Source organism: Streptosporangium sp. NPDC003464 (assembly GCF_053588315.1).
In genome coordinates this window covers 1-22,120 of the sequence record NZ_JBSFPS010000055.1, presented here as the reverse complement: position 1 = coordinate 22,120, position 22,120 = coordinate 1, and the positions used below count along the sequence as shown (strand labels likewise).

At 72.0% G+C, this 22,120-nt stretch carries 20 protein-coding genes and 1 tRNA gene; 8 read left to right on the top strand and 13 right to left on the bottom strand.

Annotation, left to right across the window (positions count from 1 at the left end; all coding sequences use genetic code 11):
- Positions 1-2: 2 nt before the first annotated feature.
- From ACWDS7_RS15020 to ACWDS7_RS15010, 3 genes are all read right to left on the bottom strand, one after another.
- The gene (locus ACWDS7_RS15020) at positions 3-944 is read right to left on the bottom strand and encodes a carbohydrate ABC transporter permease (protein WP_306875204.1); all 942 of its coding nucleotides are present in this window, start codon (positions 942-944) and stop codon (positions 3-5) included.
- Positions 941-2,230: an ABC transporter substrate-binding protein gene (locus ACWDS7_RS15015; protein WP_451929744.1), complete on the bottom strand. Its 1,290-nt coding sequence runs from the start codon at positions 2,228-2,230 to the stop codon at positions 941-943. Before ACWDS7_RS15015 ends, ACWDS7_RS15020 begins: the two co-directional genes overlap by 4 nt.
- An 81-nt stretch (positions 2,231-2,311) precedes the next feature.
- Complete coding sequence (locus ACWDS7_RS15010) at positions 2,312-3,481, bottom strand: trans-sulfuration enzyme family protein (RefSeq protein WP_451929743.1); 1,170 nt, start codon at positions 3,479-3,481, stop codon at positions 2,312-2,314.
- A gap of 61 nt (positions 3,482-3,542) precedes the next feature.
- Between ACWDS7_RS15010 and ACWDS7_RS15005 the strand changes: the two genes are divergently transcribed.
- Positions 3,543-4,556 (top strand): LacI family DNA-binding transcriptional regulator, encoded by a 1,014-nt coding sequence (locus tag ACWDS7_RS15005; RefSeq protein ID WP_451929742.1) that lies wholly within the window; start codon positions 3,543-3,545, stop codon positions 4,554-4,556.
- A gap of 326 nt (positions 4,557-4,882) precedes the next feature.
- Here the strand turns inward: ACWDS7_RS15005 and phnE are convergent, their stop codons facing one another.
- From phnE to ACWDS7_RS14985, 4 genes are all read right to left on the bottom strand, one after another.
- Positions 4,883-5,701 (bottom strand): phosphonate ABC transporter, permease protein PhnE, encoded by an 819-nt coding sequence (phnE, locus tag ACWDS7_RS15000; protein ID WP_451929741.1) that lies wholly within the window; start codon positions 5,699-5,701, stop codon positions 4,883-4,885.
- A 2-nt stretch (positions 5,702-5,703) separates the two neighbouring features.
- On the bottom strand, positions 5,704-6,627 hold the full coding sequence (locus ACWDS7_RS14995) for a phosphonate ABC transporter ATP-binding protein (protein WP_451929740.1): 924 nt from the start codon (positions 6,625-6,627) through the stop codon (positions 5,704-5,706).
- Between the two features lie 2 nt (positions 6,628-6,629).
- Positions 6,630-7,559 (bottom strand): phosphate/phosphite/phosphonate ABC transporter substrate-binding protein, encoded by a 930-nt coding sequence (locus ACWDS7_RS14990; RefSeq protein WP_451929739.1) that lies wholly within the window; start codon positions 7,557-7,559, stop codon positions 6,630-6,632.
- A gap of 182 nt (positions 7,560-7,741) precedes the next feature.
- A complete protein-coding gene (locus tag ACWDS7_RS14985; RefSeq protein WP_451929738.1) occupies positions 7,742-8,875 on the bottom strand; it encodes a TIGR03364 family FAD-dependent oxidoreductase in 1,134 nt (377 codons plus the stop codon).
- A 154-nt stretch (positions 8,876-9,029) separates the two neighbouring features.
- Here ACWDS7_RS14985 and ACWDS7_RS14980 point away from each other — a divergent pair, with 154 nt between their 5' ends.
- Together ACWDS7_RS14980 and ACWDS7_RS14975 are read left to right on the top strand one after the other, a co-directional pair.
- Positions 9,030-9,827: a GntR family transcriptional regulator gene (locus ACWDS7_RS14980; RefSeq protein ID WP_451929737.1), complete on the top strand. Its 798-nt coding sequence runs from the start codon at positions 9,030-9,032 to the stop codon at positions 9,825-9,827.
- Positions 9,828-9,861: 34 nt separating this feature from the next.
- Positions 9,862-10,536: a phosphonatase-like hydrolase gene (locus ACWDS7_RS14975; RefSeq protein WP_306875225.1), complete on the top strand. Its 675-nt coding sequence runs from the start codon at positions 9,862-9,864 to the stop codon at positions 10,534-10,536.
- A 50-nt stretch (positions 10,537-10,586) separates the two neighbouring features.
- On the opposite strand, the gene ACWDS7_RS14970 is transcribed toward ACWDS7_RS14975, so the two are convergent.
- Positions 10,587-10,682 (bottom strand) — tRNA-Sec (locus ACWDS7_RS14970).
- 105 nt (positions 10,683-10,787) lie between these two features.
- On the opposite strand from ACWDS7_RS14970, the gene selD reads away from it, so the two are divergent.
- Complete coding sequence (selD, locus tag ACWDS7_RS14965; protein WP_451929736.1) at positions 10,788-11,858, top strand: selenide, water dikinase SelD; 1,071 nt, start codon at positions 10,788-10,790, stop codon at positions 11,856-11,858.
- Positions 11,859-11,984: 126 nt separating this feature from the next.
- On the opposite strand, the gene nrfD is transcribed toward selD, so the two are convergent.
- From nrfD to fdh, 3 genes are read right to left on the bottom strand one after another with little or no spacing between them, the layout of a single operon-like run.
- Positions 11,985-13,076, bottom strand: coding sequence for an NrfD/PsrC family molybdoenzyme membrane anchor subunit (gene nrfD, locus ACWDS7_RS14960; RefSeq protein WP_451929735.1), 1,092 nt, complete (start codon positions 13,074-13,076; stop codon positions 11,985-11,987).
- 43 nt (positions 13,077-13,119) lie between these two features.
- A complete protein-coding gene (locus ACWDS7_RS14955) occupies positions 13,120-13,920 on the bottom strand; it encodes a 4Fe-4S dicluster domain-containing protein (RefSeq protein WP_306875232.1) in 801 nt (266 codons plus the stop codon).
- Positions 13,913-17,104 carry a formate dehydrogenase gene (gene fdh, locus ACWDS7_RS14950; protein ID WP_451929734.1) on the bottom strand — a complete coding sequence of 1,064 codons (3,192 nt, stop codon included), beginning with the start codon at positions 17,102-17,104 and terminating at the stop codon, positions 13,913-13,915. Before fdh ends, ACWDS7_RS14955 begins: the two co-directional genes overlap by 8 nt.
- A 140-nt stretch (positions 17,105-17,244) precedes the next feature.
- On the opposite strand from fdh, the gene ACWDS7_RS14945 reads away from it, so the two are divergent.
- Entirely contained in the window at positions 17,245-18,300 is a 1,056-nt protein-coding gene (locus tag ACWDS7_RS14945; RefSeq protein ID WP_451929733.1) for an LLM class flavin-dependent oxidoreductase, read from the top strand.
- 124 nt (positions 18,301-18,424) lie between these two features.
- On the opposite strand, the gene ACWDS7_RS14940 is transcribed toward ACWDS7_RS14945, so the two are convergent.
- On the bottom strand, positions 18,425-18,838 hold the full coding sequence (locus ACWDS7_RS14940; protein ID WP_451929732.1) for a hypothetical protein: 414 nt from the start codon (positions 18,836-18,838) through the stop codon (positions 18,425-18,427).
- Positions 18,839-19,083: 245 nt separating this feature from the next.
- On the opposite strand from ACWDS7_RS14940, the gene ACWDS7_RS14935 reads away from it, so the two are divergent.
- The 3 genes from ACWDS7_RS14935 to ACWDS7_RS14925 all read left to right on the top strand — a co-directional run bounded on the left by ACWDS7_RS14935 (position 19,084) and on the right by ACWDS7_RS14925 (position 21,380).
- Positions 19,084-19,317: a substrate-binding domain-containing protein gene (locus ACWDS7_RS14935; protein ID WP_451929731.1), complete on the top strand. Its 234-nt coding sequence runs from the start codon at positions 19,084-19,086 to the stop codon at positions 19,315-19,317.
- Positions 19,263-20,171 carry a helix-turn-helix transcriptional regulator gene (locus tag ACWDS7_RS14930; RefSeq protein WP_451929730.1) on the top strand — a complete coding sequence of 303 codons (909 nt, stop codon included), beginning with the start codon at positions 19,263-19,265 and terminating at the stop codon, positions 20,169-20,171. Before ACWDS7_RS14935 ends, ACWDS7_RS14930 begins: the two co-directional genes overlap by 55 nt.
- A 138-nt stretch (positions 20,172-20,309) precedes the next feature.
- A complete protein-coding gene (locus tag ACWDS7_RS14925) occupies positions 20,310-21,380 on the top strand; it encodes a transposase domain-containing protein (RefSeq protein WP_451929729.1) in 1,071 nt (356 codons plus the stop codon).
- A gap of 191 nt (positions 21,381-21,571) precedes the next feature.
- On the opposite strand, the gene ACWDS7_RS14920 is transcribed toward ACWDS7_RS14925, so the two are convergent.
- Positions 21,572-22,120: hypothetical protein (locus tag ACWDS7_RS14920; RefSeq protein ID WP_451929728.1), on the bottom strand; the 549-nt coding region annotated here is incomplete at its 5' end.

The window sequence follows — 22,120 nt, the reverse complement described above, 5'->3', positions numbered from 1 at the left end:
GGTCAGTCCCTCGCCTTCTCGAATCGGGTGGCGTTGAGATAGAAAACGCTGAACGACAGCAGCAGCCCGAGCACGAAGACGCCGACCGCGCCCGCCTTCCCGTAGTCGCCGTTCTGCACCTGCTCGATGAGGTAGGTCGTGGCGATGTGCGTGCTCCCGGCCGGGCCACCGCCGGTCATCGAGTAGATGAGATCGGGGAAGTTGAGGATCCAGATGATCCGCAGCAGCACGATGAGCACCAGGGTGGTCCGGATCGCCGGCAGCGTCACGTGCACGAACTGCTTGACCCGGGAGGCTCCGTCGACGTCCGCCGCCTCGTACAGTTCCCGTGGCACGGACTGAAGGGCCGCGATGATCATGATGGCGAAGAACGTCACGCCGTACCAGACGTTGGCGACGATGATCGAGGTCATCGCCCACCCCGGCGAGGAGAGGAAGCCGATCGGCTCGTCGACCAGGCCGGCCTTGATCAGCAGGTCGTTGACGACGCCGAACTCGCCGTTGAACATCCAGCGCCACAGCAACCCGATGAGGAAGCCCGACATGGCCCAGGGGAAGAACACCCACGCCTGGTAGAGCCCGCGACCGCGGAAGTGCCGCCGCAGCAGCAGGGCCAGGCCGAAGCCGAGCACGAACTGGAAGGTCAGGGACGCGAACACCCAGATCCCGGTGTTGCCGAGCGCGGTCCAGAACCGGTCGTCGGCGAGGACCGCGCGGAAGTTCTCCAGCCCGGCGAACGGCGTGGCCGTCAGGTCGAACAGGTTGTAGCGCTGGAACGCGATCACACCGCCCCGGATCATGGGGTAGTACGTGAACACGGCGACGAACACGACCCCGGGCAGCAGACAGAGCGCGATGAACCGGGCTCGCCGCCCGTCGAAGGCCGGCCGGGCCGCGCGGGCGGCGGACCGCCCGCGCGAGCCGATCTCCCTGACCGCTGTCACGACGTTTTCTTCTTCGCCTGATCGATCCAGAACGCGTCCCAGGCGCTCAGTACGTCCGCGACCGTCCTGTCACCGGTCAGCAGGGACTGGATGTCCTTGTCGGCGGCCTGCTGCCACTCGCTCCACCCCGGGTAGTCGACCGGCCGAACTGTGATCACCTGCTTGTCGTCCTGCTGGGCGTCCAGGTACGCCTTCCAGGCTCCCCCCGAGAACTGGGGGTCCTGCTGGGCGGCCGTGGCGATCGGGATGAGCGAGTTGCCCTTGGCGAACTCCGTGCTCTGCGCGTCCGCGCTGAGGAACTCGACGAGTTTGACCGCCTCGGCCTTGTGCGTGCTGAAGGACGTCACGCCCCAGCCGGCGTATCCGACGGGCTGCAGCGCGTACCCGCCAGGTCCCTTGGGGATCGGGACGGTGCTCCACCCGTCCTTCGCGATGCCGCTCTCCTCGACCGTCTTGATCACTTCGGGGTCCTGGATGAGCATGCCGGTGACGTTGGCGGTGAAGCCCTGCACCATCTCCGGGAAGCTCCATGAGACCGAGTCGGCGGGGGAGGCCTCCTTGAACAGGCTCAGGAACAGGTTCATGGCCTGCGCGGCCTCCGGCGTGGACCAGATCGTCCTGCCGTCCTTCAGAAAGAACGACCTGCCCGGGTCCACCTTGTCGCCGTTGAACGCGCTGACGATCAGGACGGCGTAGTCGAAGCCGCCCTTGCCGCCTCGGAAGGAGTAGCCGTAGCGCCGCCTGCCCTTGTCGGTCAACTTCTTGGCGGTGTCGTAGACCTCCTGCCACGTGGTGGGCGGCTGCGCGACGCCGGCCTCGCGCAGCCAGTCCGACCGGTAGAAGAGCACCTTCTCGTAGAAGCCGTAGGGGATGAGGTACGGCTTGCCGCCCACCTCGACCGCCTTCTTCCTGGCGAGTTCGGTCAGCCCGCTCCAGCCGGGCCAGCTCTGCACCGGGATCTCGGCCAGCCAGCCGTTGTTGGAGAACGACTTGGCGGTGTGGTCGCGGACCTCCAGCACGTCGAGGTCCTTCTTGGTCTGCAGCACCTGGGTGATCTTCCGGTCGGCGTTCTCCAGGGGCGGCGAGACCAGCTCGACCTTGATCCCCGGGTTCTGCCGCTCGAAGTCGGAGAGCAGTTGTCTGATCAGCTTGGTGCGGTCCGGGCTGGTGAGGCTCTCGATCATGCGCAGCCGGACCGTGCCGGCGTCGTTGTCGGAACCGCAGCCGACCGGTGTCATGGTCAGCACACCGACCAGCGGGATGGCGAGCCTGTGGAGTCTTCTCATGGTCTCCCCAGAGATGGTCCGTTGACAGCGCTGTCACAGCGCTGAATGACGGGGATGCTACATGGAACCGTCCGCGATCCGTCAAGATGCCTTCAGCGCCTCGGCGAGGTCGGCGATCAGCGTGTCGGCGTCCTCCAGCCCTACCGAGAGCCGGACCAGCCCCAGCGGAATGCCCATCGTGGCCCGCAGGGACTCCCGCACGGTGAGCGCGGGCGCGATGACCAGGCTCTCGAATCCGCCCCACGAGACGCCGACGCGGAAGCATCGCAGGGCGTCCACGAAACGGGTCACCTCCGCGATCTCCTCGGTGTCCAGTTCGATGCTGAAGAGACCGGAGAAGCCGGTCATCTGCGCACGGGCGAGCTCGTGCCCTGGATGACCCGGCAGTCCAGGATGGTTGACCGCGCGGACCGCCGGGTGCTCGGCGAGGAACTCCGCCACCCGCAGGCCACGCTCCTGGTGCGCCGGCATGCGGACGGGCAGGGTGCGGAGCCCCTTGATCGCCTTCGCCGCCTCGTGCGCCGACAGGGCGGCGCCGTACAACTGGTATTCGGTCAGCGCGATCGGCCGGATCAGCCGCGTGGAGCCCACCACGACGCCACCGATCAGGTCACTGTGGCCGCCGATGTATTTCGACAGCGAGTGCACGACCAGGTCGACGCCCATGGTGAGCGGTTTCTGGAAGATCGGCGTCGCCCAGGTGTTGTCCATCACCGTGGTCAGACCCCGCTCGCGCGCCCACCCGGTGAAGGCGCGGAGGTCGATGATCCCGAAACGCATGTACGACGGCGACTCCAGGTACACCATTTTGGTCTGCGGATTGACAACGCTGTCAAGTACGTCAGGATTATCGGTGTGCACCGTCGTATGCGACACCCCGAACTTCTCCAGGTAGCGGAGGAACTGGGTGGTCGGGCCGTAGATCGCTCCCACCACGATCACGTGGTCGCCCGCGGAGACCAGCGAGGAGATCGTCGCCGAGATGGCACCCATCCCCGACCCGAAACACTTGGCCCGCTCTCCCCGTTCGAGCGCGGCGAGTTTGCGCTGGAGCAGGTCCACGGTGGGGTTCGTGCCGCGCGAGTAGACGTACTTCTCGTCCTCGTCCGCCAGGCTCTCCGACAGCGCCTGCACCGTGGGAAAGGTGAACAGGGAGTTCTCGAAGACCGGCGGGTTCACCGCGCCCAGCATCCAGGGCTCGTCCTCGCCGTACCGGCCGCAGATCCAGTCGTCGTTGATGTGTCCGTTCATGACTGCGCAAGGTACAACATGATCCGGGGAGCCCGCTCGGGCGATTCAGGAGAGGACGGAGATGAGCCGCCGAAGAACCACCATGGCTGACGTCGCCCAGCACGCGGGGGTCAGCCTCAAGACGGTCTCCCGGGTGGTGAATCAGGAACCTCACGTACGGCAGGACCTGGTGCGACGCGTCCAGGACGCGATCACCGCGCTGGGCTTCCGGCGCAACGAGGCCGCCAGCCGGCTGGCACGCGGCGATTCGGTCCTCACCCTGGGCCTGGTGATCGAGAACATCTCCAACGAGTTCTACTCACGCCTGGCCAAGGCCATCGAGACGGCCGCCTCGGCCCACGAGGCCCTGGTGGTGTTCGGCAGTTACGAAGAGCGGGCCGACCGAGAGATCATGCTCATCAACACGATGTACGGCAGGGGCGTCGACGCCATGGTCATCGTCCCCACCGCCGGGGATCACACCTGGCTGGCCGAATATCTCGCGAGCGGGCTCACCGCGGTGTTCGTCGACCGCGTGCCCGAGGGACTGCCCGACACGGACGCGGTGCTGCTCGACGCCGAGGCGGGTGGCCTGCTCGCCACCCGGCATCTGCTCGCCTACGGTCACCGGCGGATCGCCCTCATCTCGGACAACGACCCGTTGAGCTCGGTGCGCGCCCGGGCCGAGGGACACCGTACGGCACTGCGCGCCGCCGGAGTCGCCGTTGATCCGGCGCTGTGCCTGACCGGCGTGTTCGACCCCTGGCAGGTGGAGCAGGAGGTGCTGCGGCTGCTCGCGCTGCCCGACCCGCCGACCGCGTTCTTCATGACCAACAACAGGGCCGCGATCGGGCTCATACAGGCCCTGCGCAACTACCCGGGGCCGCTCCCGGCCTTCGTCGGATTCGACGACTTCGAGATGGCGGGGGTGTTCACGCCCGGAGTCACCGTGGTGCGCTACGACATCACCCGCCTCGGCAGCATGGCGGTGGAGCTGCTGCTCGCCCGGGTGCGGGATCCGGGCCGCCCCCCGCAGCGGGTGACCGTCCCGGTGGAGCTCGTCGTCCGAGGCTCGGGAGAGCTGCCACCGCCGTGAGAGACGCTTGATGGCCGGCCGGCCCGCAGCCGTCATCTCCCTCGTCGAGGGCTACGTTCGGTGACGCAGGCAGGCACCACGGCATCGAACGGACGACAGTTGATCACGCGAGGTCGCCGGTGTGGCACCCGACGATCGCTGCCGAGATCGTCCGACCATCGACTCGTCGACGCCCTGCAACCGCGTCGGCGCCGGCGGGACCACGCACTGGAACAGCTCCCACGGACTCATCGGGCACCGGTCGTCGAAGGAATACAGCCACGAATGATCTGGCGACCGGTCTCCGGACGCGTCACGCTCTGAAGGTCCGGATCCCGAACAGGTCTCTACCGGGCGCCGATCCGGCGGCGCACATGGGCCGAGAGCTGGTCGACCGCGACGACGAGCACCATCACCACCATGAGGTGGGTGGCCATCTCGTCGAACCGGAAGAGCTTGATCGACTGGTTGACGAGGAAACCGATGCCGCCGGCGCCGACGAGGCCGAGCACCAGGGACGAGCGCACGTTGACGTCGAACCGGTAGAGCAGCAGGCCCACGAACTGCGGCACCACCGCCGGGAGCACGGCGTGCAGGGCCACCTGGAGCCCGGAGGCGCCGTTGGTGCGCAGGGCGTCGCGCGGACCGAGGTCGATCTCCTCCATCGCCTCCGCCCACAGCTTGCCCATCACCCCCGTGTTGTGGAAGATCAGCGCGAGCACGCCGGCGAACGGGCCCAGCCCCACGGCGGTGACGAACACCAGCGCGAAGACGACGTCGGGCACCGCCCGCAGGAACGACAGGACCGACCGTCCGACCTGGTAGGCCCACCGGTTCGGCGTCGTCGTCCGCGCCGAGAGAAGCGCGAGCCCGAGTGCGAAGGGCACGGACAGCGTGGTGCCGAGCAGCCCGATGTAGAGCGTGACGAGCGCGGCGTGGATGCCGGGAGAGAGCACCCGCGACCACGACAGGTCCGGCGGCAGGGCCTGGCCGAGGAAGTCGGCCATTCCCCGCCAGCCCTCCACGAGCGCCGCCGGGGAGAACTCGGTGCCCTGCCAGGCGAGGACGTGCGCGGCCACCAGGACCGTGATGACGACGCCGGTCGTCGGCGAGGGCCGGCGTCGCCGTGGCGGGACGAGCGGTCTACTCGGTGTGAGGACGTCCATGCTCAGCGGTACTCCTGCTCGGCGGTACGGCGGTCGGGGGCGTAGAGGGCCTCCAGATCCGCTTCGGTGAGGGCCCCGGCGGGGGCGTCGACGGCGACCCGCCCGCCCAGCAGACCGACGACGCGGTCGGCGTGCCGGCGGGCGAGGAGGGGCTGGTGAAGCACGGCGGCGACGGCGAGGCCCTGGTCACGGGCGAGTTCGGCCAGCAGGCTGACCACCTGTTCGGCGGCCGCCGGATCGAGGGCGGACACCGGCTCGTCCGCCAGGACGATGCTCGCCCGCTGGCACAGGGCGCGGGCGATCGCGACCCGTTGCTGCTGCCCGCCGGACAGGCGCCCGGCGGGTTCGGCCGCGCGGTCGGCCAGGCCGACCCGGTCCAGACAGGCCATGGCCTCCTCCCGGAGCTCGCGGGGGAACAGCAGCGGCGTGAGCGAGTGCCGCAGCGGCAGCCGTCCGAGCGCCCCGGCGCAGACGTTGTCGAGCACGCTGCGGCGGCGGACGAGATGAACCTGCTGGAAGACCATGGCCGTCCGCCGGCGCAGCCGTACCGACTCGGCGTCCCGCGCCGCGCCGACCTCGCGGCCGTGGATGTGGATCGTGCCGCCGTCGGGCGTCTCCAGCCCGACGACGCAGCGCAGCGCGGTGGACTTGCCGCAGCCGTTGGCGCCGAGCAGTGCCAGGAACTCCCCGGACCGGAGCCGCAGATCCAGCGCGTCCAGCACCGTCCTGCCGGAGAAGGACTTGCGCAGTCCCCGGACCGCGAGCGCGACGCCCGGGTCCGCCGCCCCCTCCACGGGGGAGGCGGAGGGGGCGGCGGGAAGGTCGGCGACCCCGCTCCTGGAGGGGAGCGCGGGAGGACCACTCCCGCCCGGTGCCGTCCGGCCGGCAGGCGGCGGCACCTGCTGGGCCTCCTCGGTGGGCATCATCGTCAGGCGTCCTTCTCGGTCAGGTTGAGCGTGGCGGCGAGATCGAACAGCGGCTTGTAGGTCTCCGTGGTCACGGCGACCAACGGACCGGGCGGATCGACGTCGAGGAAGGCGCCGACCTTGGCGACGTCGGCGGCGTCCAGTTCGAGCAGCGCCTTGGCGACCGCCTCGCGGAACCGCTGGTCGAGCTTGCCGTGCACGGTGATCGGGTCGTTCGGGACCGGCTCGGAGCTCCAGATCCGGCGGTACTTCGACGGGTCGAAGGTGCCGGCGGCCTGCGCGGTCGCGAGCTGCTGACTGTTGATCTCAGCCGCGTCCGCCTTGCCGTTGACCAGGGCGAGCAGCGCCTCGGGGTGCCCGCCCGCGTAATTGATCCGCACGCTGGACTCGGCGAGGCCCGCGGACTTGAGCGCATACCGGGGCAGGGCGTCGCCGGAGGTCGAGCCGGGGCTGGACAGGGCGAGGGACTTGCCGGCGAGGTCCTTGACCGAGGTGATCGGCGACTCCGCCGGCACCCAGATGCCGCCGGTGTAGGTGGTCAGAGCGCCCTTCGCGTCGGCGAACGAGGCGACGGCCCGCGCGTCGGCCATCCGGCTGGCGAACACGTAGCCGAGCGGCCCGAACTGGGCCAGCTCCAGCTGGCCGTTGCGCATCGCCAGCACCTCGGCCGAGTAGTCCTCGACGACCTTCAACTCCACCGGGCAGCCGAGCTTGCGCTGCAACGCGGCGGCGAGGACCTCGTAGGCGGGCTTGAGCTTGGCCGGGTCCTCATAGGGCTCGATGCCGAAACGGACCCTGCCGCCGGGGCAGGTCACACCGGCGGCGCCGGACGCTCCGGCGGCGCCGGACGCTCCGGTGCCGCCACAGCCGGAGAGGAGGGGAAGCAGGGCCGAGGCCGCCGCCACGGCGGCCAGGAGACGTCGTGTACGCATGGGGTTCTCTCTTCCTAGGGGGCCGGTCGTTCACCGGCGGAGACGGTGCGATCGGTCCCGCGCACGTCCGGCGGGCCGCGGTTGACGGGCCGGGGGCGGGAACAGCCGGGGGCGGGAACAGGGGCAGGGGGGCGGGAGCAGGGGCAGGGATGGCGAGCGGGGGCCGCGGTCGCGGGCCGGGGTCAGCCCAGCAGGTCGTCGAGGACCTCCGGGGCCAGACCGAGCGCGGTGGTCATCCCGATGCCGGAGGTGACGGAGACCACCCGGACGCCGGACATGGGCGTGGCGACCAGGAACGGCCGCGCGGCCGAGGCGTACACGCCGCGCCAGCGCTCGCGCACCGTGAGGCGGTCGACGCCGAGCAGGCGTCCCGTCTCGGCCAGGACGTGCCGGTCGAGTTCGTCGGCGTTGAACGGTTCGAGGGTGGTGGCGTAGGCGTGGGTGTCGCCGATGACGAGATCGCCGTCCGGGCGCTGGGTGAACATCAGGTTCAGCCCGGCGGCGAGCAGGGCCGGGTGGTCCGCCTCCAGCCGCGCGCGGAGCGCCGGCAGGGTGGGGCAGGCGGCGAAGCCGTCGTAGCGCAGGAGCGAGAAACCGCTGAGCACCGCGGGGTCCACCGCTCGGCCGTGCGGGTCGTGAACGCGCAGCATGTGCAGGGCGCAGCGGCGCACCGCGGCCTGTTCCGCCAGCTCCGGGAAGTGGCGGTCCACATCGTGTCCCACCGCCACCACCACCCGCCCGGCCCGGATCCGCCCCCGGCTGGTGCCCACCAAGTCCGGCTCGACGGTGTGCACCGTGGTGCCCCAGTGGAACCGAACACCCTGGGCGGCCAGCCAGCCGGCGATCGCGTGCGCGGCCTCCCGCGGGTCGACGCGCACGTCCATCGGCAGCCAGGCGCCACCGGTCACGCCCGGACCGGCGGGCACCCTGTCGGCCACCTCGGCCGGGTCGAGCAGCACCACCTGGTCGCCGCGGGCGGCGTGGAACTCCTCCAGGACCGTGTACTCGTCCTCGGCCCGCGCGACGACGACGGTGCCACCGTCGCGGAGCCAGAACCCGGCCTCCCTGGCCAGGCGCAGCCAGGTGGTCCGGGCGGTCGTCGCGTACCGGAGGGCGTCGCCGTCCTGGACCGTGAAACAGCCGTGCCCGAAGTTGCGCACCGAGGCGCCGGTGGCCCGCTCGTCGCGTTCGACAACGGTGACGGACAAGCCGCGGCGTACCGCGTCCACGGCGTGCGCGAGGCCCACGATGCCCGCGCCGACGATGACGAGGTCGGCGGAGTCGAGTGGCTGGTTCCGCAGCAGATAACTTGTCATGACAAGTAAGATGCTCAGCATCGCAGCCCGCCGTCAAGAGCGGCGAACGACACGTCACCCGCTGTTCGCCTGGACTTCATTTCAGCAGCTCCAAGCGCTTTTCTCGACACTGACGCTTCCGGCCCTCACTCGCGCTCCTGTATTGTCAAGTCGCATGGACGGACCCCTGCACGAGCGCATCGCATCCGATCTGCGCCGCCGTATCGTCTCCGGTGAGCTACCGGTGGGCGCGGCTGTGCCCTCCGAGTCGCAGTTGTGCGAGGGGTGGGGGGCCTCCCGCGGACCGGTCCGCCAGGCACTTGCCGCGCTGCGCGCCGAAGGGCTGGTCGACGGCGGTCGGGGCAAGCCTCCGGTGGTGCGCAGTCAGGCGATATCCCAGCCCTTCGAGACGTTCCTGTCGTTCTCCCGGTGGGCCGAAGGGATGGGTCGGACGCCGGGCCAGCGCACCCTGGAGATCGCCCGGCGGCCGGCGTCGCCGGAGGCCGCCGACGCACTGGGGCTGGAGGAGGGGGAACCGGTCGTCCAGCTCCTGCGGCTGCGACTGCTGGACGGGCTGCCCACGATGATCGAACGCACCACGTTCGTCTGGCCCGTCGGCCGGCTGCTCTTCGACCACGACTGCGACTCCGGGTCGGTCTTCGCCTATCTGAGCAGCCATGGCGTGGACCTCAGCGTGGCCCGCCACGTCATCGACGCGATCACCGCCGACGACACCGACGCCGCGCTCCTGAAGATCTCCCCCGGGGCGCCCCTGCTGCGCGAGCGCCGCCGTACCTCCTCCGCCACCGGCGAGCCCGTCGAGTACTCCGACGACCGCTACCGGCCCGACATCGTCTCCTTCACCATCGAGAACTCCCAGCAGGCCCACCCGGCACTGCTGCGCAGCTCGAACCGGCACGAGCCGCCCCACCCGCAGCGCGACGACCCGCCCACACCGGCATCGGCCGGCTGAGCAGCCCCACCCGACACCCCTGAGGACACACGTCATGATCGAACTGGCAGTTCTGGACATCGCCGGCACCACCGTCGAGGAGCACGGCGCCGTCTACATCGCTCTTGAGGAGGCCGTGCGCGCCGCGGGCGGCCGTCCGACCCCCGCCGACATCCGGCGGTGGATGGGCGCCGACAAGCGCGAAGCCATCACCGCGCTGCTCACCGGAGAGCCGGGCGGCGCTCCTGGAAGGAGCACCGTCGACGCCGTCTTCGCCGACTTCCGCGACCGCCTGGACGCCGCGTACGCCGACCGGCCGCCGGCGCCCCTGCCCGGTGTCCCCGAGGCCCTCGCCACGTTGCGCGCCGCCGGTGTCAAGGTGGCCCTCACCACCGGCTTCGACCGGGGCGTGACCGACGCGCTGCTGGCACGGATCGGCTGGGGGGACGGGGTCCTCGACGCGGTCGTGTGCGTGGACGACGTCGCCGCCGGGCGCCCGGCACCGTACATGATCTTCCGGGCGATGGAGGCGACCGGCGTCCGTGACGTCAGCCGGGTGCTCACGGCGGGCGACACGGTCCGTGACCTCGAAGCCGGCTCCAACGCGGGCGCGGGCATCGTGGTCGGGGTGCTCACCGGCGGCCTGGACGCCACCGCGCTCGGCGCGGCCCGCCACACCCACCTGCTGCCCGGTGTGGCCGACATCCCGGGCCTGCTCTCCCTGGCCTGACGATCTCGGACTCCGCGCCGGAGCGCTGAGACCTGTCCGGCAATTCAGGGTGGCGGAGGCGGACGGGAATCGAACCCGCCAGGCCGAGAACCTCGGCCTCGTCGGTTTTGAAGACCGCGGGGGCCACCAGGCACCCACACGCCTCCAGGGGAGAACCTAACAGCAGGTGGGTAAAGCCCCAGGCAGCACGTGTGGGGACGGCGCGCCGCGCTCCCCACGTGGACCGTCGCAGGCCTACCAGGGAGTGCCGCATGGCGAGAGCAGCGGAGCGGGGGGTCCCCGCTCCCCCATCCTCACGGGGACCGGCGCGGGAGGCGGTCCGGCTGACGCGGTACGCCCACGGGGGCGGCTGCGCCTGCAAGATCCCACCCGGCGAGCTGGAGGAGGTCGTCGCGGGCCTGCTCGACGGCCCACGGCCGGACGGCCGGGACCTCCCCTCCCCCGCCGGAGAGCTGGTCATCGGGCTCGACGACGGGGACGACGCCGCCGTGGTCCGCATCGAGGGGGGCCGGGCGATCGTGGCCACGGCCGACTTCTTCACGCCCGTGGTGGACGACCCCTACGACTGGGGGCGGATCGCGGCGGCCAACGCCCTGTCGGACGTCTACGCGGTGGGCGGGGAGCCGCTGGTGGCGGTCAACCTGCTCGGCTGGCCACGCGAGAGGCTGCCGATGGATCTGGCGAAGGAGGTGCTGCGCGGCGGCCTGGACGTGGCCGGGGCCGCGGGGTGTCATGTCGCGGGGGGCCACAGCGTCGACGACCCGGAGCCGAAGTACGGCATGGCCGTCACCGGCCTGGCCGATCCCGGCCGGCTGCTGCGCATCGACGCGGGGCGGCCGGGGCTGCCGATCTCCCTCACCAAGCCGCTCGGCGTCGGCGTGCTCAACACCCGGCACAAGGCGACCGGCGAGGTCTTCCCGCAGGCGGTCGCCGCGATGACCACGCTGAACCGGGACGCCTCCCGGGCGGCGCTCGCCGCCGGCGCCGGGTGCGCCACGGACGTGACCGGATTCGGCCTGCTCGGCCACCTGTACAAGCTGGCCAGGGCGGGCGGCGTCACGGCGGTGGTCGACGTGGCGGCCGTGCCGTACCTGGAGGGGGCCCGCGAGGCGGTGCGGGACGGCTATGTCAGCGGCGGCACCCGGCGCAATCTGGCCTGGGTGGAGTCCCACCTCGATCCCGGCCGCACCGGCGAGGAGGACCTGCTGCTGCTGGCCGACGCCCAGACCTCCGGCGGCCTGCTGGTGGCGGGCGAGATCCCCGGCGCCCCGGTCATCGGCGAGCTCGTCGCCTTCGACGGCCCGGCCCTGCGGCTGCGCTGAGCCCTCCGGGCGGGCCCGCCCGCGCCGGACCGTTGCGGGCGGGCGGCCAGGCCGGGTGGAACAGGGCAGCCGGGCGGGGCGACCGGAGCAGGCCGGACAGGCGGGCGGGGCGGGCCTGCCGGGCCGCTACGGCCATGTCCGGGCCGGCGGCGGGAGCGAGGCCGGCTCCCCGGCCGCCAGGCGCCGGCGCTGGGGCACCACCGTGTACTTCGGGTCGGCGGCCGACGCCCTGCCGGCCTCCAGGACGCCGAAGCGGACCAGCAGCGAGCCCGTGGTGAGGGCGAGACCGGACAGCGCGGTGAGGGCGCGGCTGCGGCCGGCGACCGTGGCGAGCAGGCCGCCGCCCGCCGTCAGGACGCGGGCCGCCCGCATCCGGCGGCCCGCCTTCCCCTGGTGGTACGGCTCGCCCGCCAGGCCGAGGCGGCGCTCCAGCACCGCACCGGCGGCCGTCTCCACGGCGGCGCCGAGCACGGCCACGGCACGGGCCGGGCCCGCCTCCGCGCGGGGCGTGGCCAGCATGCCCGCGGCTCCCGCGCTGGCCAGCGCGCTCCCGGCGAACATGAACGGCAGCTCCCGGTGCGCCTCGTGCCAGGCGGGCACGGCGGTGTCGGCCAGGAGCACCGCGGTGTAGGTGGCCATCAGCGGCCCGGTGGCCACCCCGGCGATCAGGCTCGCGGCGCCGCCCGCGAGAGGCAGTACGGCGGCGACCGCGGAGGGCAGGTAACCGGCGACCCGGGAGACGGGCCGCGCGCCGGGCCGGGAGGTGACCCGGGAGGCGGGCCGCGCGCCGGTGACCCGGATAGCGGGCCGGGCTACGGCGGGCCGGGAGGCGGGCCGCGCGCCGGCGACCTCGGAGGCGGCGGCGAGCGCCGTCAGCCCGCTGTGGACGGCCAGGATCCAGGAGCCCATGCTCATCGGCGAGGTGGGCTTGAAAACACGCAGCATGTTGAGGAACCGCTCCGGCCTGCCGAGCTCGGCGACCAGGAAAGCCGCTCCGGCGGTGGCTCCGAGCGCCGCGGTGACCCCGGCGGTGCGCGCGAGCCGGCCGTGCCCGGAGAGCCGGGCCGCCGCCCCCATCACCGACGACGCCCCGGACAGGCCGCCCAGGTAGAGATATGCCGGCATGTGGGGTTCGTGCCAGACCGGGGGCTTGATCACCGGCTGCCCGTAGTAGGACCGGAACTCCGCCTCCGGCACCATCTCCCGCTCCCGCGTCACCGCCGCCACCCCCGGCGGCGCCCGCGGGCGCCGACCCCGCCCATCAACCTCTCCCCAGGAACGACACGGCGACCGCGCCGACGAGGGAGAGCGCCGCCCCCGCGGCCCACCGCCACATCGTCGGCAGGTCCCTGGTGGTGACCACCGGATCGGGGGGCAGGCCGTACACCTCGGGGTCGGCGAGCAGCAGGAAGAACGCGCCGGCGCCGCCCACCCCGTCGCCGGGGCTCGCGCCGTACAGCCGGGCCTGCGGCCTGCCCTCCTCGTGCAGCCGCTCCACCCGCTCCTCGGCGCGGGTCCGCAGCTCCTCCAGCGGCCCGAACTGGATGGAATCGGTCGGGCAGGCCTTGGCGCAGGCCGGCTCCAGCCCGCCGAGCTGGCGGTCGTAGCACATCGTGCACTTGAACGCCCGGCCGTCGCGCTCCCTGCGGTCGATCACGCCGTAGGGGCAGGCCGGCACGCAGTAGCCGCAGCCGTTGCAGACGTCCGCCTGCACCACCACCGTGCCGAACTCGGTGCGGAACAGCGCCCCGGTCGGGCAGACGTCCAGGCACGCGGCGTGCGTGCAGTGCTTGCACACATCCGATGACATCAGCCAGCCCTCGATCCCCTCGGACCCGCCGTCGCCGCTCTGCCCGGGGCCGGCCGGCACCCGGCTCAGCTCCTCGATGAAGGCCACGTGGCGCCAGGTGCTCGCCCCCAGGCTCCCGGTGTTGTCGTAGGAGGTGGCCCGGAAGACGAAGCCGTCGTCGGGGACGTCGTTCCACTCCTTGCAGGCGACCTCGCACGCCTTGCAGCCGATGCAGACGCTCGTGTCGGTGAAGAACCCCATCCGCTCAGTCATGGCGGTACTCCTCGATCAGGGCGAGCAGGGCCTCTCCCCGGGGGCGCCTACCGGGCCGCAGGTCACAGGTCATGGCCTTGCCCTCCTGGATGTAGACGTTCGGGTCGAGCACTATGGGCAGCAGGTCGTTGGCGACGTCACCGGTGGCCAGGCCGCCGCTGCCCCAGCCCCAGTGGTAGGGCAGGCCGACCTGGTGGACCGGCCGGCCCTCGATCCGCAGCGGCCGGACGCGCTCGGTCACCAGGACGCGGGCCTCGATCGCGGTGCGCGAGGTCACGATCGTCGCCCAGCCCCCGTTGACCAGCCCCACCTCGGCGGCGAGCTGCGGGGAGACCTCGCAGAACAGCTCGGGCTGGAGCTCGGCCAGATAGGGCAGCGGCCGGCTCATGGCGCCGGCGGTGTGGTGCTCGGTGAGCCGGTAGGTCGTGAGCACGTAGGGGAAGCGCGGCGAGAACGGCGGGTTGTAGGGCGTCACGGGGCCGTGGTAAATCTTGCGCGCGGGGTTGGACTGCCGGCCGTACAGCGTGTTGCGCACCGGCGACTCGTGCGGCTCGTAGTGCGCCGGCAGCGGCCCGTCGGCCAGTCCGGCCGGGGCGAACAGCCAGCCCTTGCCGTCGGCCTGCATGATGAACGGGTCGGTCCCGGCCAGCGCGTCCTCGGCCTCGGCGCCCTCGGGCGGAAGATAGTCCGGCGGCTTGTCCTTCTCGAAGTCCGGCACGTCGTCCCCGGTCCACTCGCCCCTGTCGGCGTCCCACCAGACATAGGCCTTGCGCTCGCTCCACGGGCGGCCCTCGGGGTCGGCGGAGGCCCGGTTGTAGAGAATGCGCCGGTTGGCCGGCCACGCCCAGCCCCATTCGGGCGCGACCCGGCTCTGCTCGCCGCGCGGTCTGCGCCGGGCCGCCTGGTTGACCTCGTCGGCGTAGACCCCGCAGTAGATCCAGCAGCCGCACCGGGTGGAGCCGTCGGGCTTGAGCTCGGTGTAGGCCGACAGCGCCCGCCCGTCGGGACCGGTGCCGTTGATCTCGCGCAGCACCGCCTCCGCCGAGGGCTCCCGGTGCTCGCCCTCCTCCGGGTAGTCCCAGGTCAGCTCGCGCAGCGGCCGGTCGATCTCGTCGTCGGACAGCCGCTGCCTGATGCGCTTGCCGAGGTGGTAGTAGAACGACAGGTCGCTACGGCAGTCGCCCGGCGGGTCGAGCGCCTTCTCCCGCCACTGCAGCAGCCGCTGCGTGTTGGTGAAGGTGCCCTCCTTCTCCACGTGGCTGGCCGCGGGCAGGAAGAACACCTCGGTGCCGATGTCCTCAGTGCGCATCTCCCCGGTCTCCAGCTCGGGGCCGTCCTTCCAGAAGGTGGCCGTCTCCACCAGCGTCAGGTCGCGCACCACCAGCCAGTCGAGGTTGGCCAGCCCGAGCCGCTGCGCCCTGCCACCGGAGGAGCCGACCGCCGGGTTCTCCCCCACCACGAAGTAGCCCTTCACGGTGCCGCCGATCTGGTTCATCACGGTCGTGAAGTGGCCGTGGTCGCCGGTCAGGCGCGGCAGGTGACCGAAGCAGAAGTCGTTGTCCTCGGTGGCCGCGTCACCCCACCACGCCTTGAGCAGGCTCACCATGTAGGAGCGCTTGCGGCCCCAGAAACCGGTGTCGGCGCCCACCCTTGCCAGATACTCCGCCAGCCCCTCGGACCGGTGGGCGTGCGGCATCGGCAGGTATCCCGGCAGGATGTTGAACAGCGTCGGGATGTCGGTGGAGCCCTGGATGCTGGCGTGGCCGCGCAGCGCCAGGATGCCGCCGCCGGGGCGGCCCATGTTGCCCAGCAGCAGCTGCAGGATCGCGGCCGTGCGGATGTACTGCACGCCCACCGAGTGCTGGGTCCAGCCGACCGAGTAGACCCACGCGGTGGTCCGCTCCCGGCCGGAGTTCGCGGTGACCGCCCCGGCGAGCTCGGCGAAGTCCTCCTGGGAGATGCCGCACAGCTCGGCCACCGTCTCCGGGGTGTAGCGGGCGAAGTGCCGTTTGAGGATCTGGTAGACGCAGCGCGGGTGGGTCAGCGTCGGGTCGGTGGGCGGCCTGGCGAGCATCGCGGCGCCGCCGGAGCCGTACTGCTCGGCCCCCGCCTCCTCGGCATGGCGGGGACCGCCCTCCAGCTGCTCGTCGCGCAGCCCGGCGGCGGCCTCCTCGTGCGCGCCCTCGTAGGACCAGCTCGACGGGTCGTACTTGCGCGTGTCCGGGTCGAAGCCGGAGAACAGCCCGTCCAGGTCCTCGGTGTCCTGGAAGCGCTCGGAGACGATCGTCGAGGCGTTGGTGTAGGCCAGGACGTACTCGCGGAAGTCCAGCCCGTTGGCGAGCACGTGGTTGATCAGCGCGCCGAGCAGGACGATGTCGCTGCCCGCGCGGATCGGCACGTGCTTGTCGGCGAGCGCGCTGGTCCTGGTGTAGCGCGGGTCGACGTGGAAGACCTTCGCCCCCCGCGCCCTGGCCTCGACCACCCACTGGAAGCCCACCGGGTGGCATTCGGCCATGTTGGAGCCCTGGATGACGATGCAGTCGGATTCGGCCAGATCCTGCTGGAAGTCCGTCGCGCCACCACGCCCGAAGCTGGTCCCCAGACCGGGGACGGTGGAGGAGTGTCAAATACGCGCCTGGTTCTCCACCTGGATCGCGCCGAGGGCGGTGTACAGCTTCTTCATCAGGTAGTTCTCTTCGTTGTCGAGCGTCGCCCCGCCCAGGCCGGCGATGCCCATGGTGCGCCGTACGACCTTGCCCTTCTCCTCCTGCTGCCAGGTCTCCCGCCGGGTCCGCAGCACCCGGTCGGCGATCATGTCCATCGCGGTCTCGAGATCCAGCGGCTCCCAGTCGGTGCCGTGCGGCCGCCGGTAGAGCACGCGGGTCTGCCGGCCCGGGTGGGTGACGAGCTGCTTGCTCGCCGACCCCTTGGGGCAGAGCCGCCCGCGCGAGATCGGCGAGTCGGGGTCGCCCTCGATCTGGGTGACCGCGCCGTCCTTGACGTAGACGAGCTGGCCGCAGCCGACCGCGCAGTAGGGGCAGATCGATCTGGCGACCGTGTCCGCCTCCTCGGTCCGGGGCCGCAGCGCGTCGGTCCGGGCCGACCGGGCGGCGTCGCCCCGGCCGTCCTCTCCCCTGAGCTGGCGGATCACCGGCCAGCGGGAGATCCATCCCCCCTGTGCCATGTTGCGTTTCCTGCCCCCGATCCATCTGGTCTAATCGCCTCACGGGGGACAGACCACTCGCCGGACCCGGGCCGCGGTCTGATCTCAGTCCGTCCTGGCTAACCGGAATAAACCTCCGCTTAGCCAGGGTTGCCGCTGTCATGGTTGAAGACAACATCCGTGGCGCGGCCCGCGGCACCTCCGACGTCCCCCTGTCGATCCTCGAACTGGCCACGGTCGGTTCGGGTGTGAGCGCCACCGAGACCCTGCGGGCGAGCACCGAGCTGGCCAGGCGGGCGGAGAAGCTGGGCTACCACCGGATCTGGGTCGCCGAACATCACGGGATGCCCTCGGTGGCCAGCTCCTCCCCCGCCGTGCTGATCGCCCACCTGGCCGCGGCGACCACGACCATCCGGCTGGGCTCCGGCGGCGTGATGCTGCCCAACCACGCGCCCCTGATCGTCGCCGAGCAGTTCGGCACTCTCCACGCGCTGCATCCGGGCCGCATCGACCTCGGGCTCGGCCGGGCCCCGGGCACCGACCCCGCCACGGCCCGGGCGCTGCGCCGCCACGGCCTGGACGCCGACGACTTCCCCGAGCAGCTCGCCGAGCTGACCGCCTTCCTGGACGGCGCGTTCCCGGCGGGCCATCCGCTCGAGAAGGTCGTCGCCACTCCGCGGTCGCCCGAGTCGGGTCGGCCGCCGATCTGGCTCCTCGGATCCAGCGGCTTCAGCGCCCAGCTCGCCGGCCTGCTCGGGCTGCCGTTCGCGTTCGCCCACCACTTCAGCTCGGCGAACACCATCCCCGCCCTGGACCTCTACCGCTCGACCTTCCAGCCCTCGGCGGTGCTCGACCGGCCGTACGCGATGATCGGCGTCTCCGCCGTCGCCGCGGACACCCCGGAACAGGCGCTCCGCATGGCCCGCTCGGGCGGGCTGTCCATGCTGCGCCTGCGCCGCGGGGCCCCGCAGCCGGTCCCCACCCCCGAGGAGGCCGAGGCCTACCCTTACAGCCCGGTGGAGCAGCAGATCATGGACGACTACCTGTCCAACGTGGTGCACGGGGACCCCGCCCAGGTGCGGGCGGGCCTTGAGGAGTTGCGCAAGCGCACCGAGGCCGACGAGTTGATGATCACCACGCTGGTCCACAGCACCGCGGACCGGATCCGCTCCTACGAGCTGATCGCCGAGACCTACGAGCTGCCGCGGAGCCTGTGACGGGCCGCGCGGAGCGGGGCGGGCACGCCACGGCGCCGGGCGCGCCGCCGACGGATCACGGATCACCCGGACGGCGGACGCCCGCCCGTCATGGATGCCTGCCCGGACAGCGGGCACCCACCCGTCATGGATACCCGTCCGGCGACGGCGGCGCGGGCGACGGTCCGTCCCGGTGCTCGCCGCCCTCGACGGGGTCGGGGGACGCGCGCTCCTCGGGCGGGTCGACCAGCTCGACGAGCTGCCGTACGGCGGGGCTGTCGAGGACCGCGGCGAGGGCGCCGGCCAGCCCCTCGCCCAGCGGGCGGAAGACCTCCGTCACCGCTTCCACCACGGCCTGCGCCTGGGCGCCGAACACGATGCCGACATCATGCATGAACTCCGCGGAGACCCCCGGCAGGGGCGGCGCCGGTAAGGCGAGCTGCCGCCTCGGCGGGGCTTTTTCGGGTGGTGCCCAGCGCATGGAGTCCTCGCTCATGGCGAGCCACTCGTCGACGACTCCGTCGATGGCGTCGAGCACGTGGTCGGGATCGCTTGGCATAGCGGCTCCCCCGGTGGCTGAGTTCCGATAAGACGACGGTACCTCGCCTCGCCCCGGCGGGGAGGGGCCGCCTGCCGTACGGCGCCGCAGATCATGGTCCCCTCGCCCGCCCTCCCGCGGACCCCGCAGGCTCCGGCGCACCGGCCCGGAGAGCGCTCTCCCACCGTGTTGCAAAGGCCGTATGAGCGAAGATCTCCCGCTGACATCGGGGGCTCCCACGCTGGAAGACGTGGCCCGAGCCGCGGGTGTCTCCCGCCGACCACCTGATAGCCCGCGGCTGCCGGCGCATCGCGACCATCACCGGCCCCCTCGACGTCCCCGTCGGCCAGGACCGCCTGGCCGGCTACCGCGACGCGATGGCCATGCACGGCCCGGCCCGCCCTCGGGGCGGCCCGGGGACGGCGGCGGGCGCACACTGGAGAACGTGGACCACAACGCCGAGCTCAGGGAGTTCCTGCGCAGCCGCCGCGCACGCCTGAGCCCCCAGCAGGCGGGCGTGCCCGCCACCGGTGGCACCCGCCGGGTGCCCGGCCTGCGCCGGGAGGAGCTCGCCCGCCTCGCCGGCGTCAGCGTGGACTACTACACCCGCCTGGAGCAGGGCCGCCACGTCAACGTCTCGGAGAGCGTCCTGGACGCCGTCGCCCGCGCGCTGCGCCTGGACGGGGTGGAGCGCGCCTACCTCTTCGAGCTCGGCCGGTCCGCGCCCCGGCCCACCCGCCGCCGCACGCCCGCGCGGCCGCAGCGCGTGCGCCCCGGGCTGCACCGGATACTGGAGGCCCTCGCCGGCGTGGCCCCGGCGCTCATCCTCGGCCGGCGCACGGACGTGCTGGCCGCCAACCGCCTCGCCCGCGCCCTGATCACCGACTTCGACGCGCTGCCGCAGCGCGAACGCAACCTGACCCGCCACATGTTCCTCGACGAGGCCGCGCGCGACCTCTACCTCGACTGGGACACCGTCGCCGCCGAGACCGTCGCCGCCCTCCGCCTGGACGCCGGCCGCCACCCCGACGACCCGCAGCTCGCCGAGCTCGTCGGCGAGCTGGCCGTCAAGAGTGAGGAGTTCCGGACCTGGTGGGCCGACCGCAACCTCCGCGAGCGCACCCACGGCACCAGGCGCTACCACCACCCCGTCGTGGGCGAGCTCGTCCTGTCCTACGAGTCGGTCGTCTTCCCCGGCGACGCCGACCAGACCATGTGCGTCCACACCACCGAACCCGGCAGCCCCTCGGAGACGGCGCTCCGGCTCCTGGCCGACTGGACGGCCCCTCAGCCACCGGCCGTCCGGCCCTCCACCACCGGCCTCCGGCCGCCCGTCCGGGCCCCCGGGACGTAGCCCGCGGGGTGCCGGTGTTTCGCCTGTGACAGCGCTTTCCTCAAGCGCATGTCACTTGTCAATCTCGACGCGGTTCACCGGAAAAGTCAGGCACTTGCTTATAACGTGCACGGCGCGCTTTCAGGCAGAGTTACGCAGGTGAAGACTCCGTCAGGCGGTGGTCGGCTGGCAGATCAGCTGTCGATCGGTTTTCTCACATCTGTCTTTCCGACATCGCTGCTCGACGAGGTGATAGAGGTCTGCGGATGCGCGGAGCGGCGGCGGCGGGCGCTGCCGGCCCGTCTGACGATTTACTACGTGCTGGCCCTGTGCCTGTTCTCCGACAAGAACTACGACCAGGTCATGCGCCTGCTGCTGAACGGCCTGGCGTGGCGGTCGCGCTGGGTCCACACCTGGGAGCCGCCCAGCGCCTCGGCCATCAGCCGGGCCCGCGCACGGCTCGGCGCCGAACCCCTGCGCGTGCTCTTCTACCGGGTGAGCGGCCCGGTGGCGCACCCCCAGGCACCCAGGTCGTGGCTGGCCGGTCTCCGGCTGGTCACGATGGACGGCACGACGCTGGTCGTCCCCGAGACCCATGACAACTCGGCCTTCGGCCATCCTGACGGGGTGGCCGGCCTCCCCCGCGTCCGGGTGGTGGCCGTGGCCGAGAACGGTACGCACGCGCTGATCGACGCGACGTTCGGCGGTTCGGCCGTGGAGCAGGACACCCTGGCCCGGAGGCTGCTGCGCTGCCTGGAGTCCGACATGTTGCTGCTCGCCCGTTCGGGCTCGCGGGGGTTCGACCTGTGGTGCCAGGCGGTCGAGACCGGCACGCACCTGCTGTGGGGGATGACCGGAGCCGACGCGCTCCCCGTGGGGCGCGGTTTCGAGGACGGCTCCTACCTGTCCCGGCCGGTCGGCCTGGGCGGCCCGCCCCTGCGGGTCATCCCCCTGCCGGGCACGGAATGGCTGATCACCACGCTGGTCGACCCGGAGCAGGCGTCCGCCGCCGAGCTGGCGGCGCGCTATGCCGAGCGGTGGGTCCTGGACAGCGCGCTGGCCTGGCTCTGCTCCGGCCGCCGGGGACCGGCGGCCGTGTTGCGCTCGCGGAGCCCGGAGATGGTGGCCCAGGAGATCTGGGCCCTGCTCTGCGTCTACCAGGCCGCGCGGGCGCTGAGCTGCCAGGCCGCGGGCCACTCGGAGGCGCTGTGCGCGTGCGCCCGCGTCTAGCCCGGACCCCGCGCTTGCCGGCGCCTGACCTCGTGGCATCGGACCTCGTGGCATCGGGGCTCCCGGCGGTGGAGGGCGGCCCGTGCGGTGCGCACGGCCCGCGCGGTACGCGGACGGCATGGCCCGCCTCTCGCGCGGGTGCGGGAGAGGCGGGCCGGCCCTGCTGGGCGGACGGGACCGCTCAGGGGTTCTCAGGAGGTGAGGTGGAGTTTCTGGTCGTAGACGCCCGAGTTGGCGGTGGTCTCACCGAGAAGCTGGAACGTGGCGCTGAAGGTGGCCGTGCCGGGGCACAGGATGCTGCCGCTGTCCTTGTTGAGGCTGTAGTTGACAGCCCTGGCCTGGGCCTGCACCACGGGCTGCGGGCGGTTGGTGTTGGTGGGGTTGAAGGCGTCCAGGACGATGCTGTTGCCGGCGCCGGATCCCCGGTAGGTGCAGTTGATGGTGCCGAACCAGCCGGTGCTCGTCGAGGTGACCTTGACACTGTTGAGGGCTATGGTGCCGTCGCGGCCGTTGGGCACCGGGGCGTAGGTGACGTTGCCGTTGTTCCAGGGGAGCCCGACCGCGGTCACGGTGGACTGGCCGCCGGCGCTGTTGGGGCACTGCGGGCCGGGGCTGTTGCTGAAGTTGTAGGCCAGGACGTTCAGCATGGTGCCGTCCGACTGCACGGTGCCGTCGATGACGCCGACGTTACAGGTGGCGGTGGCGAGTGAGGTGCTGATCGATACGTTGCCGATCAACGT

Excerpts from the sequence above, each read along its gene's own strand:
- ACWDS7_RS14945 (WP_451929733.1), top strand. The coding sequence starts at position 17,245 with ATGGTTGAAGACAACATCCGTGGCGCGGCCCGCGGCACCTCCGACGTC.
- ACWDS7_RS14975 (WP_306875225.1), top strand. The coding sequence starts at position 9,862 with ATGATCGAACTGGCAGTTCTGGACATCGCCGGCACCACCGTCGAGGAG.
- phnE (WP_451929741.1), bottom strand. The coding sequence starts at position 5,701 with ATGGACGTCCTCACACCGAGTAGACCGCTCGTCCCGCCACGGCGACGC.
- ACWDS7_RS14940 (WP_451929732.1), bottom strand. The coding sequence starts at position 18,838 with ATGCCAAGCGATCCCGACCACGTGCTCGACGCCATCGACGGAGTCGTC.
- ACWDS7_RS15005 (WP_451929742.1), top strand. The coding sequence starts at position 3,543 with ATGAGCCGCCGAAGAACCACCATGGCTGACGTCGCCCAGCACGCGGGG.
- ACWDS7_RS15010 (WP_451929743.1), bottom strand. The coding sequence starts at position 3,481 with ATGAACGGACACATCAACGACGACTGGATCTGCGGCCGGTACGGCGAG.
- ACWDS7_RS14985 (WP_451929738.1), bottom strand. The coding sequence starts at position 8,875 with ATGACAAGTTATCTGCTGCGGAACCAGCCACTCGACTCCGCCGACCTC.
- selD (WP_451929736.1), top strand. The coding sequence starts at position 10,788 with ATGGCGAGAGCAGCGGAGCGGGGGGTCCCCGCTCCCCCATCCTCACGG.
- ACWDS7_RS14955 (WP_306875232.1), bottom strand. The coding sequence starts at position 13,920 with ATGACTGAGCGGATGGGGTTCTTCACCGACACGAGCGTCTGCATCGGC.
- ACWDS7_RS14980 (WP_451929737.1), top strand. The coding sequence starts at position 9,030 with ATGGACGGACCCCTGCACGAGCGCATCGCATCCGATCTGCGCCGCCGT.
- ACWDS7_RS15015 (WP_451929744.1), bottom strand. The coding sequence starts at position 2,230 with ATGAGAAGACTCCACAGGCTCGCCATCCCGCTGGTCGGTGTGCTGACC.
- ACWDS7_RS14990 (WP_451929739.1), bottom strand. The coding sequence starts at position 7,559 with ATGCGTACACGACGTCTCCTGGCCGCCGTGGCGGCGGCCTCGGCCCTG.
- ACWDS7_RS14995 (WP_451929740.1), bottom strand. The coding sequence starts at position 6,627 with ATGATGCCCACCGAGGAGGCCCAGCAGGTGCCGCCGCCTGCCGGCCGG.